This window comes from Clostridium sardiniense (assembly GCF_019753795.1).
GTDB classification, from domain to species: Bacteria; Bacillota; Clostridia; order Clostridiales; family Clostridiaceae; genus Clostridium; species Clostridium sardiniense.
Genome location: NZ_JAIKTU010000007.1, coordinates 208,735 through 225,429 on the forward strand (window position 1 = coordinate 208,735; position 16,695 = coordinate 225,429).

14 protein-coding genes and 1 riboswitch are annotated in these 16,695 nt (G+C 27.8%); of the genes, 5 read left to right on the forward strand and 9 right to left on the reverse strand.

Annotated elements, in window-relative coordinates:
- Positions 1-387 precede the first annotated feature (387 nt).
- The 4 genes from K5V21_RS10440 to K5V21_RS10455 all read right to left on the reverse strand — a co-directional run bounded on the left by K5V21_RS10440 (position 388) and on the right by K5V21_RS10455 (position 3,497).
- Positions 388-897: a hypothetical protein gene (locus tag K5V21_RS10440; RefSeq protein ID WP_221861200.1), complete on the reverse strand. Its 510-nt coding sequence runs from the start codon at positions 895-897 to the stop codon at positions 388-390.
- A gap of 150 nt (positions 898-1,047) precedes the next feature.
- Complete coding sequence (locus K5V21_RS10445) at positions 1,048-1,224, reverse strand: hypothetical protein (RefSeq protein ID WP_221861201.1); 177 nt, start codon at positions 1,222-1,224, stop codon at positions 1,048-1,050.
- 258 nt (positions 1,225-1,482) lie between these two features.
- Positions 1,483-2,733 (reverse strand): MFS transporter, encoded by a 1,251-nt coding sequence (locus tag K5V21_RS10450; RefSeq protein ID WP_221861202.1) that lies wholly within the window; start codon positions 2,731-2,733, stop codon positions 1,483-1,485.
- A gap of 116 nt (positions 2,734-2,849) precedes the next feature.
- Positions 2,850-3,497: a TetR/AcrR family transcriptional regulator gene (locus K5V21_RS10455; RefSeq protein WP_221861203.1), complete on the reverse strand. Its 648-nt coding sequence runs from the start codon at positions 3,495-3,497 to the stop codon at positions 2,850-2,852.
- 407 nt (positions 3,498-3,904) lie between these two features.
- On the opposite strand from K5V21_RS10455, the gene K5V21_RS10460 reads away from it, so the two are divergent.
- On the forward strand, positions 3,905-4,777 hold the full coding sequence (locus tag K5V21_RS10460) for a GNAT family N-acetyltransferase (protein ID WP_221861204.1): 873 nt from the start codon (positions 3,905-3,907) through the stop codon (positions 4,775-4,777).
- 214 nt (positions 4,778-4,991) lie between these two features.
- On the opposite strand, the gene K5V21_RS10465 is transcribed toward K5V21_RS10460, so the two are convergent.
- Both K5V21_RS10465 and K5V21_RS10470 read right to left on the reverse strand, forming a co-directional pair.
- Positions 4,992-5,999 carry a permease prefix domain 1-containing protein gene (locus K5V21_RS10465; RefSeq protein ID WP_221861205.1) on the reverse strand — a complete coding sequence of 336 codons (1,008 nt, stop codon included), beginning with the start codon at positions 5,997-5,999 and terminating at the stop codon, positions 4,992-4,994.
- A gap of 1 nt (position 6,000) precedes the next feature.
- Positions 6,001-6,330, reverse strand: a complete 330-nt coding sequence (locus K5V21_RS10470) for a PadR family transcriptional regulator (protein WP_221861206.1) — start codon at positions 6,328-6,330, stop codon at positions 6,001-6,003.
- 154 nt (positions 6,331-6,484) lie between these two features.
- A riboswitch (FMN riboswitch) is annotated at positions 6,485-6,601 on the forward strand.
- A 360-nt stretch (positions 6,602-6,961) separates the two neighbouring features.
- On the opposite strand from K5V21_RS10470, the gene ribD reads away from it, so the two are divergent.
- Genes ribD through ribH form a run of 4 tightly spaced genes read left to right on the forward strand, consistent with a single transcriptional unit; the run spans position 6,962 to position 10,448 of the window.
- Entirely contained in the window at positions 6,962-8,050 is a 1,089-nt protein-coding gene (gene ribD / locus K5V21_RS10475) for a bifunctional diaminohydroxyphosphoribosylaminopyrimidine deaminase/5-amino-6-(5-phosphoribosylamino)uracil reductase RibD (protein WP_221861207.1), read from the forward strand.
- Positions 8,051-8,055: 5 nt separating this feature from the next.
- Positions 8,056-8,712 carry a riboflavin synthase gene (locus K5V21_RS10480; RefSeq protein ID WP_221861208.1) on the forward strand — a complete coding sequence of 219 codons (657 nt, stop codon included), beginning with the start codon at positions 8,056-8,058 and terminating at the stop codon, positions 8,710-8,712.
- A gap of 34 nt (positions 8,713-8,746) precedes the next feature.
- Entirely contained in the window at positions 8,747-9,946 is a 1,200-nt protein-coding gene (locus tag K5V21_RS10485) for a bifunctional 3,4-dihydroxy-2-butanone-4-phosphate synthase/GTP cyclohydrolase II (RefSeq protein WP_221861209.1), read from the forward strand.
- 40 nt (positions 9,947-9,986) lie between these two features.
- Positions 9,987-10,448, forward strand: coding sequence for a 6,7-dimethyl-8-ribityllumazine synthase (ribH, locus tag K5V21_RS10490; protein ID WP_221861210.1), 462 nt, complete (start codon positions 9,987-9,989; stop codon positions 10,446-10,448).
- 271 nt (positions 10,449-10,719) lie between these two features.
- Here ribH and K5V21_RS10495 read toward each other — a convergent pair whose 3' ends face one another.
- From K5V21_RS10495 to K5V21_RS10505, 3 genes are all read right to left on the reverse strand, one after another.
- The gene (locus tag K5V21_RS10495) at positions 10,720-15,087 is read right to left on the reverse strand and encodes a glycosyl hydrolase family 95 catalytic domain-containing protein (protein WP_221861211.1); all 4,368 of its coding nucleotides are present in this window, start codon (positions 15,085-15,087) and stop codon (positions 10,720-10,722) included.
- A 555-nt stretch (positions 15,088-15,642) separates the two neighbouring features.
- The gene (locus K5V21_RS10500; RefSeq protein WP_221861212.1) at positions 15,643-16,383 is read right to left on the reverse strand and encodes a helix-turn-helix domain-containing protein; all 741 of its coding nucleotides are present in this window, start codon (positions 16,381-16,383) and stop codon (positions 15,643-15,645) included.
- Positions 16,384-16,472: 89 nt separating this feature from the next.
- Positions 16,473-16,695: DegV family protein (locus tag K5V21_RS10505; RefSeq protein WP_221861213.1), on the reverse strand; the 223-nt coding region annotated here is incomplete at its 5' end.

The window sequence follows — 16,695 nt, forward strand, 5'->3', positions numbered from 1 at the left end:
TTGTTTAGTACATATATAGATATTTAAAATATATGTAGAGTTCTAGAGGGATTCTTTGTGAATATAATAAAAAAGTAAGTACTATATGAGGTAATAAAGGATTGATATATAATAAGATATGTTAATTAGATAGGCAGAATAATACCTATAAAAATAATAATTGTTAAAGGACTGTGGTGATTATTAACAGCCCTCTAACACATTAAAAATATAATATTTAAAAGAAAAATATATAATATTATAATGAATATTTTTTTATCAATTAAAGTAACTTTTATTGAAGTAATTGCATCATGAATATTGTTGATTCACCTATCATAGCAAGAAATTTTGCTATAATTAATAACAATTACGTTCTTTATAATTGTTATTATATTTCTCTTTATGCTAGTGCTCTTTTCCTTTTTTGTCATGGTCTTTATCCTCGTGATCTTTTCCTTTACCATCTTTGCCATGATCTTTATCTTTGCCGTCTTTACTATCTTTGTCATGATCTTTGCCGTCTTTATCATCTTTAACATGGTCTTTATATTTGCTGTCTTTATCGTGGTCTTTGTCTTTGCTGTCTTTACCATCTTTATCGTGGTCTTTGTCTTTGCTGTCTTTACCATCTTTGCCATGATCTTTATCTTTACCGTCTTTACCATCTTTATCATTATCTTTACCTTTACCGTCTTTACCATGTCCAGGTTTAGGTCCAGGTTTAAGATCTTTAAGAGGAGCAAAACCTTCTTTTAATGAAGATAATTCATTAAAAGAATCGTCTTTTGTTAATTCTTTTAATGGAGTTATAATATCTTTTATAGAAGAAAGATCCTGAAAACCACTATTAGAATCATTAAATAATTCTTTTAGAGGATCTCCAATATTTTTTAAATCATCGAAATCATGTGGCATTTTATTTATAGCCCTCCTAATATTATGAAAATAATTTATTTTTATAAATTTAAGTACATACAAATTTATAGAAACTCATATATACATAAATTTATCAATGGGCTGATAGGTTAAATAACAGCCCAATGATTATTAAATACAGTATACTATTTAATAGAAGAAAGCGATAAGATTTGGTGCTATAGTAACTAATCTTCCATCTTTTAATCTAAGAGTTACTGCATTAGCTTGTCCTCTTATAACTTCACCAGTAATTGTCATTGGTAATCCAGTTAGAGCTATTGTAATATTTGCTCCTTGGTAATTATTTGTAATCAATTCAGCCATTTTTGTTCCACCTTTTCATCGTATTATTTAATTTAATAAATTTTAATGTTTTTTAGCTTTACATATCTCATTAGCGTTTCTAATCTTGTGTTTAAATACATAATATATTATATAAATTTGAATAGAATTTAGTTACAAATTGAGTCAAATTTTTACAAACATGTATAACTATTTATAGGCTTAAAATAATTAAAAAACCTCTAAGGATACAAATAATCCTTAGAGGTTTCATTTAATAATATAGATTGTTAGATAGAATTATAAGGAAGGTTGAGATTGTATTTCTATGTTCTTAAATATCCTTCTTGAGAATGCAACAATACCAATAAGTAGAGCAACTGTTACAAAAATTATTATATAAATATGGCTTGATACTTTATCAAATAATGCACCATACATAGATTGACCTATAGGTTGAGCACACATGCTAAGAGTTGTAACAAAAGACATAACCTTACCAATCATATCATTTGGAGTTACTTGTTGTACTAAAGTTATAGCTGTAATTGAAAACACTGTGGCACAAGCCATAACTAAGAATGCAGAAATGATTATTACAAAATATGAAGTCATAGCAGGTAGATTAAGCATTAATACAATTCCTATTGGCAGAATAAATATACTTGCAAGGAATAATGGAATATGGAATTTATCATGAGTTAATTTTTTTGAGAATACTCCAACTGATATACCGCCTATTAATGCACCTATTCCTATAGCACTTTGAGCAATACCATATAATTCACTATTTAGATTTAATGTAATATTTATAATATATGGGATACCTATAATTAATGCTGAGGAAAGGGTAAGGTTCATAAATGCAGCTACACCTATAGTTTTGGCTATGAAAGGTTTTTCTTTTGTTATAAATAAAATACTTTCTGAAAAGTCATTTTTTACAGACGTAAAAATATTTGTAGTAATTTCTTTCTTTTTAAAAGGCATATTTATAAATAATTCCATAATAGCAGAAAGCAAGAATGCAATAGAAGCTAAAAGTATAATTGGTGTAATTCCAAAAAGTCCATATAAAAATCCACCAAGAATAGGTCCAATTAACATAGATACTGCATTAACCATATTTACTAATGAATTAGCCTTTAATAAATTATCAGAAGAAGTTATTGTAGGAATACTCGCTTGTACTGCTGGTTGATAAAATGATCTAATTATAGATAATAATATAAGTGTTGCAGCAGCTGAAAATATTGGGGTGTTTTTAATAAATGCAATTGATAATAAAACAATAATAAAAGTAATAAAATCTAAGATGACCATGATATTACGACGATTAACTCTATCTGCAATTATTCCACCTATTGGTGATAATAGGATAGTAGGAATAATTGAAATAGCCATAACTACTCCAAAGATAGTTCCAGATCCAGTCCTATCTAAAAGATATAGAGGAATTGCAAAGCTTAAAGTTGCATTTCCAAGTAATGAAATGATTTGACCTATAATAATTAGTGTAAAATTTCTGTGAAATAATTTGTTTTCGACCATATAAAAATCCTCCTAAAATATAAAAAATATTATTTACATAATTTATATACCGACGTTTGGTATGTATAAGTTTAAAAAATATGCTGCCCAAAAAAGGACAGGATATTTTGGTTATATTAAGATATAGAAACAAGTTCCCTATACTTATCTATCATATTAATCATATCTTCATCAAATATAGGAAGACCTAAATTATCAGTAAGCTCTTTTAAAAATAAAAACTTTTGTTTTAATTCTTCTGATGTATTAGAGAAAATCATTGGATTTAACCATATATTTGATAATAATATCAACATTTCTGATAATTCTTTTGGACGCTCTGCGTTAATTGATCCATCTTCAATACCTTCTTCTATTAAATCCTTAAGCAGTGGAGCAACATCTTCTATACTTGTTATAACTTGCTCTGCAAGGAATTTTGGATTTTTTAAAAGTGTTGGTGCTGCTGTAATTAGTTTTTCTTGATTAGGATTTTGGATTGATAAGTAATATATACGACGGATCTTTTCAAGTCCAGTTAACCCTTTTTCAGATTTTATCCTAAGTATTTCGTTATTTGTACTCTCAAAAAGTCGTTCTGATACAGCATCAATTATATCTTCTTTTGATTTAAAGTGATGGTATATAGCACCTTTACTTAAATCACCAAGCTCATTGATTATATCTTGAATAGTAGTTTGTTCATAACCTTTTTCTAAAAAAAGTTTTAATGATGCATCAAGAATCCTATTAACAGTAACTTCTGGGTGTTTATTTCTTGCCACATTATCACTCCTTTGTTTTCATACATACTGTCGGTATGTACATATGGTATCATTATCCAAATACTGTGTCAATAAAAAATTGAAATTTATGTAATTAACTCGAATTAATATTAATTTGAGTTATATTTACTTAAAGCGATAGTGTAATAATATATATATATAAATTTAATGATATCTAAAATAAATATAGTGTTATTTTTATTTTAGGATAATAAATTAATTAAATACAAATAATTTATGGAAAAATAAGGAAAGTGTGATAATATAGAGTCATAAGGAAAATAGGATTATAAGGGGGGATTAATATCAAAGGAATAGAAGAGTTAAAAATAAAAGAAAATGATATAAAATTAAAAGGTATAAAGTTAGAGAAAGTATTAGACGAGGACTTAGAAAAAATAAGAGATATGATGGTCAAAATTTTAAAAAATGAAACTTTAAGATGGTTTAAAGATGGGAACAAACCTTTTATTCAAGGATATAATTCTATAGATATGCAAAGATATCATACTTGGGATAATAAATACTATAAGATAATATATAATGAAAATTTAATAGGAGTAACTCTTATATCTTATACAGGAAAAGAACATGCAAGAATTGATAGATTATATATTATTCCAGAATATCAGGGGAGAGGTATAGGTAAGAAAGTAATTAACCTTATAGAAGATATTTTCCATAATGTGAAGATATGGACTTTAGATACAATAAAAGAAAGTACAAGAAATCATAAATTCTATGAAAAGATGGGATATAAGCTAATTGGGGAGGATGATGAAGAGAGACATTATATTAAAATATTGAATAAGAATATACCTGATTCATCTAAATATATACGTTATAAAGATATAAGCCATTCTAATTTTAGGGAATGTAATATAGAATCTTCTGATTTATATGAGTCTAATATGAGTAATTCAAGATTTTCAAATACTAATTTATTTGGGAATATATATTCAAATTCATATCTTGGGAACAACCGTTTTACAAATGTAAATATGAATGGTTCAATATTTGTTGATTCTAGAATGAATGAAGTTGAGATATGCCATGTTTCATTATTGAGAGCTCATATACATGATATTAACTTAGAGGTAAAAGAAGAAGATACTAATATAATTATAGAGCGATGTAAATTAACTAACAGCAAAATAGTCGACTCTGATTTAAGAGATTTAAAGATAGAGAACTGTAATATAGATGGAATGACTATAGATGGTATAAAGGTATTAGAACTTATAGATTGCTATAATAAAAATTATATTAAGAATAAATAGATTTAAAAATTAAAATTAAATACTATTATAATGAATATGAAATTATTATGAATTATTTTATTGGGATATATACTTTAAATTATGAAAATGATATAAAATTGTGTAAATAAGCAGGTATACTATAAAACTAATCTTATTTTAGTTTTATAGTATACCTGCTTTTATAATTATTACGATAAATACTATAGATATTTAGCATAATATAATATTTTTGCTATGAAACTTTCTTAATGCCTTTATATATAGAAGTGAATGAACCAAAAAGTATACCAACGATAGGAAACACTATCCATGAAATATGCCAAGCTTTAAATACAAAGCCTATAAATAAATATACCACAACTGTTATTGGCCAAACAACTGAAGCTACAGAACCAATAACTTTATTAGCTTCACGATTTTTAGGGCTGTATTCATCTAGTTGTAAAAGCAACTTGTAACTTTCATGCATTACACTTAAATTAATAAATATAATTACTGCTAATGAGACTATGAATAATAAAAGAGAAACTCCATATACAGTAGCACTTTCACTAATTATATTACCTATAAAAATACAAAGTGGAGATACAACACAAAGACAAACGCCTAATATAATTCCTTTAGTGAATTTTGGTCTAAATAGATCATAATCTTGATTAAGTGAAAAATTAACATTACTAGAAAGAGAGAATTCACCTTTTTCTATAAAGTTGTATTTTTCTAGTTTAAGTCCTGAATATACAAATAAAGCAATAGCAGGAATAACTAATATAAATAATGGTATTAAAGGTATAGTGCTAGTTGCATTGTCAGAAAAGCCTTGTAAAATTATTTTATTATCTATAAGTTGATAAAGTAATATTAAAAGGGAAACTCCTGTTATGCAAAGAAATACACCGATACTTATAAATAAAGCTGTTTGTTTCCTAACCTTTAGGTAATTATAGGCTTCTTTTTCTCCAATAGTTGGAAAGTTAGTATCAGTAGATGGAGAGATGTCTTTTATATTAATAGAAGTAGTATTATTAATATTTATATCTAATTCATTTAATAATTCATCGATATTACCAAACTCAGAGATAACAACACCAATGGCTTCATTTTCTGTTTTGCCTTCTTTTTTTAATTCTTCATATTTATCTTCCATATTTGATAAAAGATCATATTTTAATGTTTCTATTTCTTTTGTTTTAGGTAGTCTAGAGAACATATTATCTAAATAATTTTTTATGGTTTCCATTCTAATCAATCTCCTTTATAAATTTATTAATAACATCCTTAGTAACTATCCATTCATTACATTTTTCCTTGTAGTACTCGACACCAAGTGGAGTTATTTTATAGTATTTACGGCGCTTTCCAAAAGTCTCATCTCCATAAAATGATATTATATAGCCATTTTTCTCAAGCCTAGTAAATGCAGAGTATAGGGTAGTTTCTTTTATTACATATTTATCATCCGTAATAGATTTTATATTCTTTGATATTTCATAACCATATGAATCTCCGTCAAGAAGAATGCTTAAAATTATTGTGTCATTATAACCACGAATAATATCACTGCTAATCAATATAAACTCTCCTTTCAATTACTTTATCTGTCGTAGTAATTATATGATATCATAATTACTACGACAGATAAAGTAGTTTTTTTAATATAGTATGAAATAAATATTTAATATTGACACAGGATAAAAAAGGGAATAGTATATAAGTATAAATTTAATAGATCTTCAGGGCAGGGTGTGAGTCCCTACCGGCGGTAAAGCCCGCGAGCTATTTTTAGCATGATTCGGTGAAATTCCGAGGCCGACAGTATAGTCTGGATGAAAGAAGATAAGTGTAATAATTAGTAATATATTATAAATATAATTACGTTTATTTAGTATATTTAGCTCTGAAATATTATGTATTTCAGAGTTTTTTTATTTTATTAAGAAAGTATTTAACTTATGATTTTTTATTAAATCAGTTTAAGAATTCTATAAAATATTTTCTAAATAGGTGAATTGTGTTTATATTAGATTACTATATGAAAATGTATATTTTAGCTATATAAATATTTAGATTTAAAGATTGAATAAATACTTATATAGAAAATTTGTGCATAAAAGCCCTGAGTTTTTAAACTCAGGGCTTTTATTTTTCTAATAATACTGAAGGTTTGTTAAAAACAAATTATTAGAAAGTGAGTTGATTTAGATGGATGAAGACTATATGGGACTAGCTTTAGATTTAGCTAAAAAAGGCAAAGGAAAAGTTAATCCCAATCCATTAGTTGGAGCAGTTATTGTAAAAGACGGGAAGGTTATAGGAAAGGGATATCATGAAAGATATGGCAAAGAGCATGCTGAAATAAATGCTTTTAATAGCCTAAAAGAAGATCCAAAAGGCGCAACTATGTATATAACATTAGAGCCTTGTTCTCATTATGGCAAAACACCACCCTGTGTAGACAAAATAATTGAAAAGAATATAAGAAGAGTTGTAATTGGATCAGTTGATGATAATCCTTTAGTATCTGGAAAAGGAATTGAAAAACTTAAAGATGCTGGAATAGAAGTAACTGTAGGAATATTAGAGGATGAATGTAAAAGGCTTAATGAAGTTTTTATTAAGTACATAAGTGAGAAAAAGCCTTTTGTAGTTTTAAAATCAGCTATGTCTCTAGATGGAAAGATATCCACATATTCAGGAGAATCAAAGTGGATTACAGGGGAAAACTCAAGAAAAGAAGTGCATAAGTTAAGAAATGAATTAACAGGAATATTAGTAGGAGTTGATACTGTTATAAAAGACAATCCTAAATTAACTTGTAGACTTGAAAATGGAAGAAATCCAATAAGAATTATTGTAGATAGCACTTTAAGGATTCCTATGAGTTCAGAAGTTATAAGAGATGGTAAAGTTAGAACTATTATTGCAACAACAGAATTTGCAGATAAAGATAAGATTTTAGAACTAGAAAAGAAAGAGATTGAAGTGATAATTGCTAAGTCAAAAAATAATAGAGTAGATCTAAAAGACCTTATGATGAAGTTATATGAATTGAATATAGATAGTATTCTTTTAGAAGGTGGAGCTACATTAAACTTTTCAGCCCTTAAAGAAAATATTGTAGATAAAATACAGATTTATATAGCACCGAAGATAATTGGAGGAGAAAAATCTAAAACACCTGTTGGTGGACAAGGTATAGAAGAGTTAAAAAAAGCTTTTAAAATAAAAGACATAACATCAAGAGTAGTAGGAGAAGACATATTGCTTGAAGGCTATATAGATAAGGAGTGAAGTGTTTGTTTACAGGAATAATTGAAGAAATAGGAGAAATCCAAAGCATAAAAAAAGGAGATAAATCTTCAAGACTTTTAATTAAAGCTAATAAGGTTTTAAAAGATACAAAGATAGGGGATAGCATATCCACTAATGGAGTTTGCCTGACTGTAACAAGTATAAGTTCTAATAGCTTCGAGGCAGATGTTATGGCAGAGACATTAAGAAAAAGTAATTTAGGAGATTTAAAGAAATTAAACAAAGTAAATTTAGAGAGAGCTTTGTCTATTAAAAGTAGGCTTGGTGGACATATAGTAAGTGGCCATATAGATGGAGTAGGAAAAATTGTAGACTTTACTAAAGAGGACAATGCAGTATGGATAACAATAAAGGCTCCAACTGAAATATTAAAATATGTTGTATTAAAAGGATCTATTGCAATAGATGGTGTAAGTCTTACAGTAGCGTATGTTGATGATGAAATATTTAAAGTATCAATAATTCCACATACAGGTGAAGAGACAATACTACTCAATAAAAAGACTGGAGAAACAGTAAATCTTGAGTGTGATGTAATAGGAAAGTATGTAGAAAAACTTTTAAAGTTAGATGATAAAAAGACAGAAGTAAAAGAAAATACCATAACAGAAGATTTTCTTAAAAATAATGGTTTTTTATAAATGATAATTTTTAAAAATAAAGGGAGGATTAATTATGTTTAAATTTAACAGTATTGAAGAGGCAATAGAGGATATTAAAGAAGGAAAAATAGTTATAGTAATTGATGACCCCGATAGAGAAAATGAGGGAGATTTATTAATGGCAGCAGAGAAGGTTACTCCTGAAGCTATAAACTTTATGGCAAAGCATGGAAGAGGACTTATATGTATGCCAATAGAAGAAAAAAGAATTAAAGAATTAAATATAGGGCCAATGGTACATAACAATACAGACAATCATGAAACTGCTTTTACAGTATCAATTGACCATATAGATACTGAGACTGGAATTTCAGCTTTTGAAAGAGCATTAACAATACAAAAGATATTTGAAGAAGGTAGTAAAGAAACTGATTTTAGAAGACCTGGCCATGTATTTCCTTTAGTAGCTAAAGATAATGGCGTTTTAGTTAGAAAAGGGCATACTGAGGCAGCTGTGGATTTAGCTAAACTTGCAGGACTTAAACCAGCAGGAGTAATATGCGAAATAATGAGTGATGATGGAAGGATGGCAAGAACAAAGGAATTAGTAGAATTTGCAAAAATACATAGCTTAAAAATTATTACTATAGCAGACTTAATTGAATATAGAAAGATACAAGAAAAATTAGTGGAAAGAGTAACTGAAGTTAAAATGCCAACAAGATTTGGGGATTTTACAATGTACGGATTTATAAATAAGATAAATGGGGAACATCATGTAGCTTTAGTTAAAGGTGATATATCAAAAGTAGATTCAGTATTAACAAGAGTTCATTCAGAGTGTTTAACAGGAGATGCACTTGGATCTAAAAGATGTGATTGTGGAGAACAGTATAATGCAGCAATGAATAGAATCGCAGAAGAAGGTACTGGAATATTACTTTATATGAGACAAGAAGGAAGAGGTATAGGGCTTATAAATAAATTAAAAGCATATGCGCTTCAAGATGAAGGACTTGATACAGTAGAGGCAAATATTAAATTAGGCTTTAAAGCAGATATGAGAAGCTATGATGTGGCGGCTGCTATACTAAAAGATTTAGGAGCTACAAAGGTTAAGCTTATGACTAATAATCCAAGGAAAATAGATGGATTAGGAAGTTATGGAGTGGAGATAACTGAGAGAGTTCCTATTCAAATGAATCATAATGAGAAGAATGAATTTTACTTAAAAACTAAGCAAATAAAATTAAATCATATGTTAAATTATTAAATTGCAGGAGAAAATAAAAATGAGAGTGGAGGAAAGAAAAATGAGAATAATAGAAGGAAATTTAGTAGCAGAAGGTATTAAGGTTGGAATTGTAGTAGGTAGATTTAATGAGTTTATAGTATCAAAATTATTAGGTGGTGCATTAGATGGGCTAAAAAGACACGGGGTATTAGAAGAAAATATAGATGTTGCATGGGTTCCAGGGGCTTTTGAGATTCCGCTAGTTGCTAAGAAGATGGCAAAGAATGAAAAATATGATGCAGTAATATGCTTAGGTTCAGTAATAAAGGGCGCAACACCACATTTTGATTATGTGTGTGCAGAGGCATCTAAAGGTGTTGCAAGTGTATCACTATCTACAGAAAAACCTGTAATTTTTGGAGTGTTAACAACAGATACAATTGAACAAGCTATAGAGAGAGCAGGTACAAAGGCAGGAAATAAAGGATATGATTCAGCTGTTGCAGCTATTGAAATGATAAATTTACTAAATAATATATAAGAGTATATACGCTCTAAATATATTGAAGGTGATACATATATTTAGATAAAAATAAATAATATAAAAAATTAATTATATAAATTAAAAAGTAGTAGATAGATTTATTTTTAAGCAAATCTATCTACTAGTCTTTTTTAGATATATCTACAGTCTAAGCTTACTTTATCTAGTATTTAATCTTAATTGAGTTAAATTTAAGCTTTATTAGATTTTAAATATAAATCTTGATTAAAGTAAAAGACATAAATGTAGTAAATGAAAATAGAGTATATTACTTTCTCTTTTTTAGTATTAAAATTGTACCAGCAGCTGTCATTAATCCTCCTAATATAAGTCCACCAGTTGAGATTTGTCCACCTGTGTCTGGAAGATTGTTAGAAGCATTGGAATTACTGCCGCTACTTAAGTTGTTTCCATTGTTAGGATTACTGTTATTAGGGTTATTCACGTTAGTAGAATTATTATTACCATTGCCTTGATTATTATTATCACCAGGCTTATTAGTATCATTTTGTTCAAGCTCTTTTAATTTCTTTTCAGCTTCTTCTATTAACTTAGCTAAATCGTTAGAAGCTTTATCAACTTCAAGCTTTGTTACTTCATCATTTTTGCAAAGATCTTCAGCAGAAGAAATAGACTTTTCTATATTCCTTATTAAAGTATTTGTTTTAGGATACTTCTTTAATCTATCAATTAGTTCTTTAGCCTTAGTAATCTGAGATTTTAAAGAATCCTTACTAACAATTAGAGCTTGTCTAAATTTTTCTTGTGCCTTTAATAATTCATGTGTAGCATTATCTATTACATCTTGAGTAGCATTCTCATCATTAAATATTCCAGTTGCTACATTCACTGCTTCTGTATATTTTTTAATTGAGGAAGGAGTATAGATACCTTCAGCATTTTTTAATTCTTTATTAGCTTCATTTATTAAAGTTTGTAATGCACTTTTATTAATTTCAGGTGGATTTACCTCACTTTTAAGTTCTTCTAATTTTTCTTCGCCAGCCTTTATTACTTCATTTAATTTATTTAATACTTCTTGAATTTCAGCTTCTGTTGCATCATCATTAATATAAACTTTTTCTGATTCTTTAAGAGAAGTTTTAATTAGGCTAACTAACTCAGAAGTTCCATCATATTTCTCAAGTTCATTAATTATTTCTTTAGATTTTTCAATAGATATGCCTAAGGAATCCTTATTTATAATTAATGATTTTTGAAATTCTTTCTGAGCTTCTAAAAGGGAACTTAAAGCATCATCTATTTGTTTTTGTGTTACATTTTCATTATTTAAAATATCAGTTGCTATGTCTATAGCTTCTTTATATGATTTAATTGAAGATGGAGTATAAACTCCTTCAGCAACTTCTAATTCTTTATTAGCTTCATTTATTAGAGCTTTTAAATCTTCTTTATTAATAAGATTTATAGATTTTATAATTTTAGCATCAGCCCAGTCTGCATGATCAGAGCCTATGCCATTTCCACCATCACCAGCAACTAATTTTAGTTCTTTTTTACCTTTAATATCAAGTTTAATATGCCTTTGTGGAGTTCTTAGGGTCATTAATCCTGAATCAAATACTTCTTCACCATCTAGATAGACTTTAAAATCTACTGATGCATTTGCAACCATTTCTTGATCGGCACCAACATAGGCTTCAAATGAATCATAGTATTTATAATCAGATAAATCATAAATTATAGTAGAGACTGCATGAACGCCAAGTCCTTTATCATAAGTTGTATTAGAACCATCTTCACTCTTTAATGTTAATTTATTGCCATCAATACTTACGTCTTTACCAATAGTTCCCCAGCCATTTGTTGCAGAGGTCCAGTTAAGATCACTTAAGTATAATAATTTTTGTTCTGATACTAAATCAGAAGCTTCACCTTCACCGAGAGAATTTACAGCTTTTATATAATAAACATAATTGAAAGAGTCATTTGTAAGCGCACTTTCATCTATAAATGATGTTTCAGTAACATTTTCAGCTATTTTTACAAAATCATTACCATCAGATTTTCTATATATATTATAAGATTCAGCGAATTTAGTATTATTCCAAGTCAGCTTTATAGAGGAATCATCAGCTCTTAAAACTTTTAATCCAGTTACTTTTTCTACTGGTTGATTTGATATATTTTCAATAGTATAAGTCATACCTTTCTCAGTTTTAAATGTGATTCTTCCTTCTGTAGTTACAGTAGTATCTACAGTATTTCCATTTGAATCTTTAGCTACTGCATCCTTAATTCCAGGATAATCTACAGTACAATCATTTCCAGAACCAGATAGTATAGTAGCAGATTTTAAATTGCTATTTTTCCAAGTTGCAGAAACTTCAAAATTACCTCTAGCTTTTAATCCAGAGAATGAGCCATCAGACCAAGCTGTTGGAAGTGCTGGTATTAAGCTTATATAATCCATATGACTTTGGATTAGCATTTCTGCTATACCAGAAGTTGCACCAAAGTTACCATCTATTTGGAATGGTGGGTGAGTATCAAATAAGTTATCTAAAGTACCGTTTTTTAACAGATTACCAAGTAACATATGAGCTTTTTCACCATTTAATAGTCTAGCCCAAAGGTTAATTTTATTAGCCATTGACCAACCAGTTCCGCCATCTCCTCTTTCTTTCATTGTAACTTTAGCAGCTTCAAATAGATCAGGAGTATCTTTATTTATTTCTTTGCCAGGATACAATCCTACAAGGTGAGAAATGTGTCTGTGTTGCTGCTCTCCAGCTACTATATCATCTTTCCACTCTTGTATCTGTCCACGGCTACCAATTTGAGTAGGTAATAATCTATCTCTTTTTTTTATTAATTCTTGTTTAAATGTTTCGTCAGATTTTAAATCTAAAGTATCAATAGCTTTAATTGTATCATTAAATAATTGTCTTATTAATTGTTGATCAAAAGTTGTTGCAATAGTTCTTGGACCATGTTCTGGTGAATAACTTGGAGATGAAACTAAATAAGTTTTTCCATCAGAATGAGTATACTCAACTAAGAATTTGCTCCAGAATTTAGCTGCTTCTTTCATAATAGGATATATAGTACTTTTTAAATAATCTTTATTATCGGTAAATTGATAGTTTTCCCAAAGGTTTTGTGAGATCCAAGCATTGGAAGTAGGAGCCCAACCCCAGTCAAAACTCCAACCCATTGCAGTAAATCCAAATGGGTTATTCATTGTATTAACTGTCCATCCAGGTTCTCCTGTTCCATCATCAGAAATTCCACAATGCATTTCTGCTGTAACTCTACCAGGTTCTCTAAGGCTATCAACATATTCAACTAATGGAGTAGCACACTCAGATAGATTTGTTACATCAGCAGGCCAATAATTCATTTGAAGATTTACATTAAAGTGATAATCTGATTGCCATGGAGCAGCATTACTATTATTCCAAACACCTTGTAAGTTAGCTGGAAGTGATCCTTCTCTTGAAGATGATATCAATAAATATCTACCATATTGGAAGAATAAAACCTCTAAACTATTAGAAGGATTTTTTCTATAGTCAGCTAAAAGGTCATTAGTTGGTTTATCAAGTTTTAATTCACCTAAGTTTAAAGTAACTCTATTAAATAATTCTTTATAATCGTTTTCATGAGAAGTTCTAAGTGCAGTATAACCTTTATCTCTAGCATCATTTATTCTTTTAGTAACTGCATTATGAGGATCTTCACCTCTGTAAGTTGGATATTCATTTTTATAATCTGTTCCAGCAGACATTATTAGAGTTACAGAATTAGAGTCACTTACTTGAACTCTATCATCTTTATCTAAGATAGTACCTCCTTCATTAATTACTTTAACTTGAGATTCATATTTCATACCATTACCAACATTACCATCACTACCATAGACAACACCAGGAGTTAATGCTCCTTTTAAAGTAATGGTATTATTAGAAACTGTTACTTGTTCATTAGATTTATTTCCTTCGTGAACGCCTTCATTTCTAACATTTAATGAAATAAAACCAGGTTTATCAGAAGTTAATTTAACAACCATTACATTGTCAGGGTAACTAGTGAAATATTCTCTTGTGTAATTTACATTATTATAAGTATATTTAACTCTTGCAACAGCTTCTTCTATATCTAATTCTCTTCTATAATTTGATATAGATGCATTATTTGGAATATCAAAATCCATAAATATATTACCAAAATTTTGATATGATCCATATCCTTTAACATCTCCACAAACAGCTTGATATAAGGCATTGGATGGAGTTTGGCCATTTGCTAGTTTTTCTCTTATTTGTTTAAGTGCATTATAAGCACCTTCTTTATTACCTCCATTATAGCCTTCTACAGAACCAGGTCCTCCAGACCATAATGTTTTTTCGTTGTATTGAATTTGTTCAGTTTTAACACCACCAAATATCATACCACCCATGTAACCGTTTCCTATAGGAAGAGCTTGTTTTTCCCAATTAGTAGCAGGCTCATCATACCATAACATTAATTTATTACCTGTAACATTAGTATCAGCAGAAATAATATTATCTCTTTTACTTTTATCAGTTGTAGCGGCATAAGATACCATAGTTTGTGTAGTTAAAGATACAGTAAGGACAATTGCTAGCTTTTTTAAAAGATTAGCTTTCATAATATTCCCCCATTTAAAAATTTTTTTTAAAATAAGAAAGGTTTATATAAGTAAGGTTTATAAAGTAGACTTTAAGTTTAGATAAGCTTGGGGAAAAATATTCAATTAATAATATTAATTGAAATTAAAGTAAATGATATAAAAATTCCCTCCAATCTTTAAGATATAAATTATTAATTAAATATTAGGACAATATTATAAATTCTATATATTTACTTATTTTCCTTTAATTTTAAATAGAAAAATATTCTTTTAGATATTTATGAATAAAGATAAAAGATATAGTTAATCTTATTCAGATATAAAGATTGAGCGGCGCTACATACATGTGCATAAAAAATCTTATCATACCATAACTCCTTAAGAGCTATTATAAAAATTATAAATAGATTTCAAAAACTATACAAATATTTTAAAGTGTTTCATGTATATATGAAACACTTCTAAAATGCTTATTGACTTGAAATAGTAAAGGACTGATTTATTTGGTATTAATAGAGAATACTATTATCAAGTTTTTTAGATACTTATGTTTCTAATTTTGTTAATTTAAATTTATATATTATGTAATGATCTATTTCTAAAATCTACAGGAGTTATGTTAGTAAATTTTTTAAACATAGTACTATAATAACTTTGATTTGTATATCCAACCATTAAGGCAATATCTAATATAGATAAATCTGTATTTGAGAGAAGTTCTTTACTCTTTTCAATCCGGAAGTAATTTAAATAATTAGTAAATGTATAATTAGTTTCTTTCTTAAAAATATTACAAAAATAACTTTTATTTATATTAAATTGACTACAAATAAAATCTATTGTTATGGGATTTTGATAGTTTTCCTTTATATAATTTAAAGATCGTCTTACATATGGAGAATATGGTTTTATAGTAGATATTTTAACAGTATCTTTAAATATCAAGTTTAATAATTCATATATATATTTTATACTGGTTAAATTTTTAGTTGATATTGTGCATTTATAAGAATTTTCTTCAAATGTAAATGGGCCTAATAAAAAACATATAGACTTATCATTATGTTTAAAATAAGGCGTTACTACAAACTTTATTTCTTTAGGATAATCTAAAAAAGTAATATTATCAGTATTTTTCAAGGACTTAAAATTTAATCTTTTTAATTCTACTATCATATCAATTTCTTTAAGAATGTCTTCTAATTCGATAGTGTATCCACATTTACAAATAGTATTAAGATTTTCATCTAATACACAGATGGGTAAGTAACAACAGCTAAAAAAAATATTTATTACAGAATTTATAAAAATCATAGAAACTCCTTTCAACAATATTAAAAATAATATTAAAAAAATATTAAAAAACTAACATATAGTTAAAAAAAACTATATACAGTTAAACACTAAGGATAAAGAATATGATAATATAAAAAAACAAAGTGATTATCATTCTCAATAATATTGTTAACTATTATTAGTAATATGTCAAATAATAAAAAAATACTAGGCTTAATTTCCTCTAACTCTTTAGCTATCTCTTCAATTTTTAGGCCTTGATCTCTAAGTTTAACTGCTTTTATTACAAGTAGACCAAGTCCTGATGTTATTGTCTGAGAGTCAACAACT

Excerpts from the sequence above, each read along its gene's own strand:
- K5V21_RS10440 (WP_221861200.1), bottom strand. The coding sequence starts at position 897 with ATGCCACATGATTTCGATGATTTAAAAAATATTGGAGATCCTCTAAAA.
- K5V21_RS10445 (WP_221861201.1), bottom strand. The coding sequence starts at position 1,224 with ATGGCTGAATTGATTACAAATAATTACCAAGGAGCAAATATTACAATA.
- K5V21_RS10450 (WP_221861202.1), bottom strand. The coding sequence starts at position 2,733 with ATGGTCGAAAACAAATTATTTCACAGAAATTTTACACTAATTATTATA.
- K5V21_RS10460 (WP_221861204.1), top strand. The coding sequence starts at position 3,905 with ATGATGGTCAAAATTTTAAAAAATGAAACTTTAAGATGGTTTAAAGAT.
- K5V21_RS10465 (WP_221861205.1), bottom strand. The coding sequence starts at position 5,999 with ATGGAAACCATAAAAAATTATTTAGATAATATGTTCTCTAGACTACCT.
- ribD (WP_221861207.1), top strand. The coding sequence starts at position 6,962 with ATGGATGAAGACTATATGGGACTAGCTTTAGATTTAGCTAAAAAAGGC.
- K5V21_RS10485 (WP_221861209.1), top strand. The coding sequence starts at position 8,747 with ATGTTTAAATTTAACAGTATTGAAGAGGCAATAGAGGATATTAAAGAA.
- ribH (WP_221861210.1), top strand. The coding sequence starts at position 9,987 with ATGAGAATAATAGAAGGAAATTTAGTAGCAGAAGGTATTAAGGTTGGA.
- K5V21_RS10495 (WP_221861211.1), bottom strand. The coding sequence starts at position 15,087 with ATGAAAGCTAATCTTTTAAAAAAGCTAGCAATTGTCCTTACTGTATCT.
- K5V21_RS10500 (WP_221861212.1), bottom strand. The coding sequence starts at position 16,383 with ATGATTTTTATAAATTCTGTAATAAATATTTTTTTTAGCTGTTGTTAC.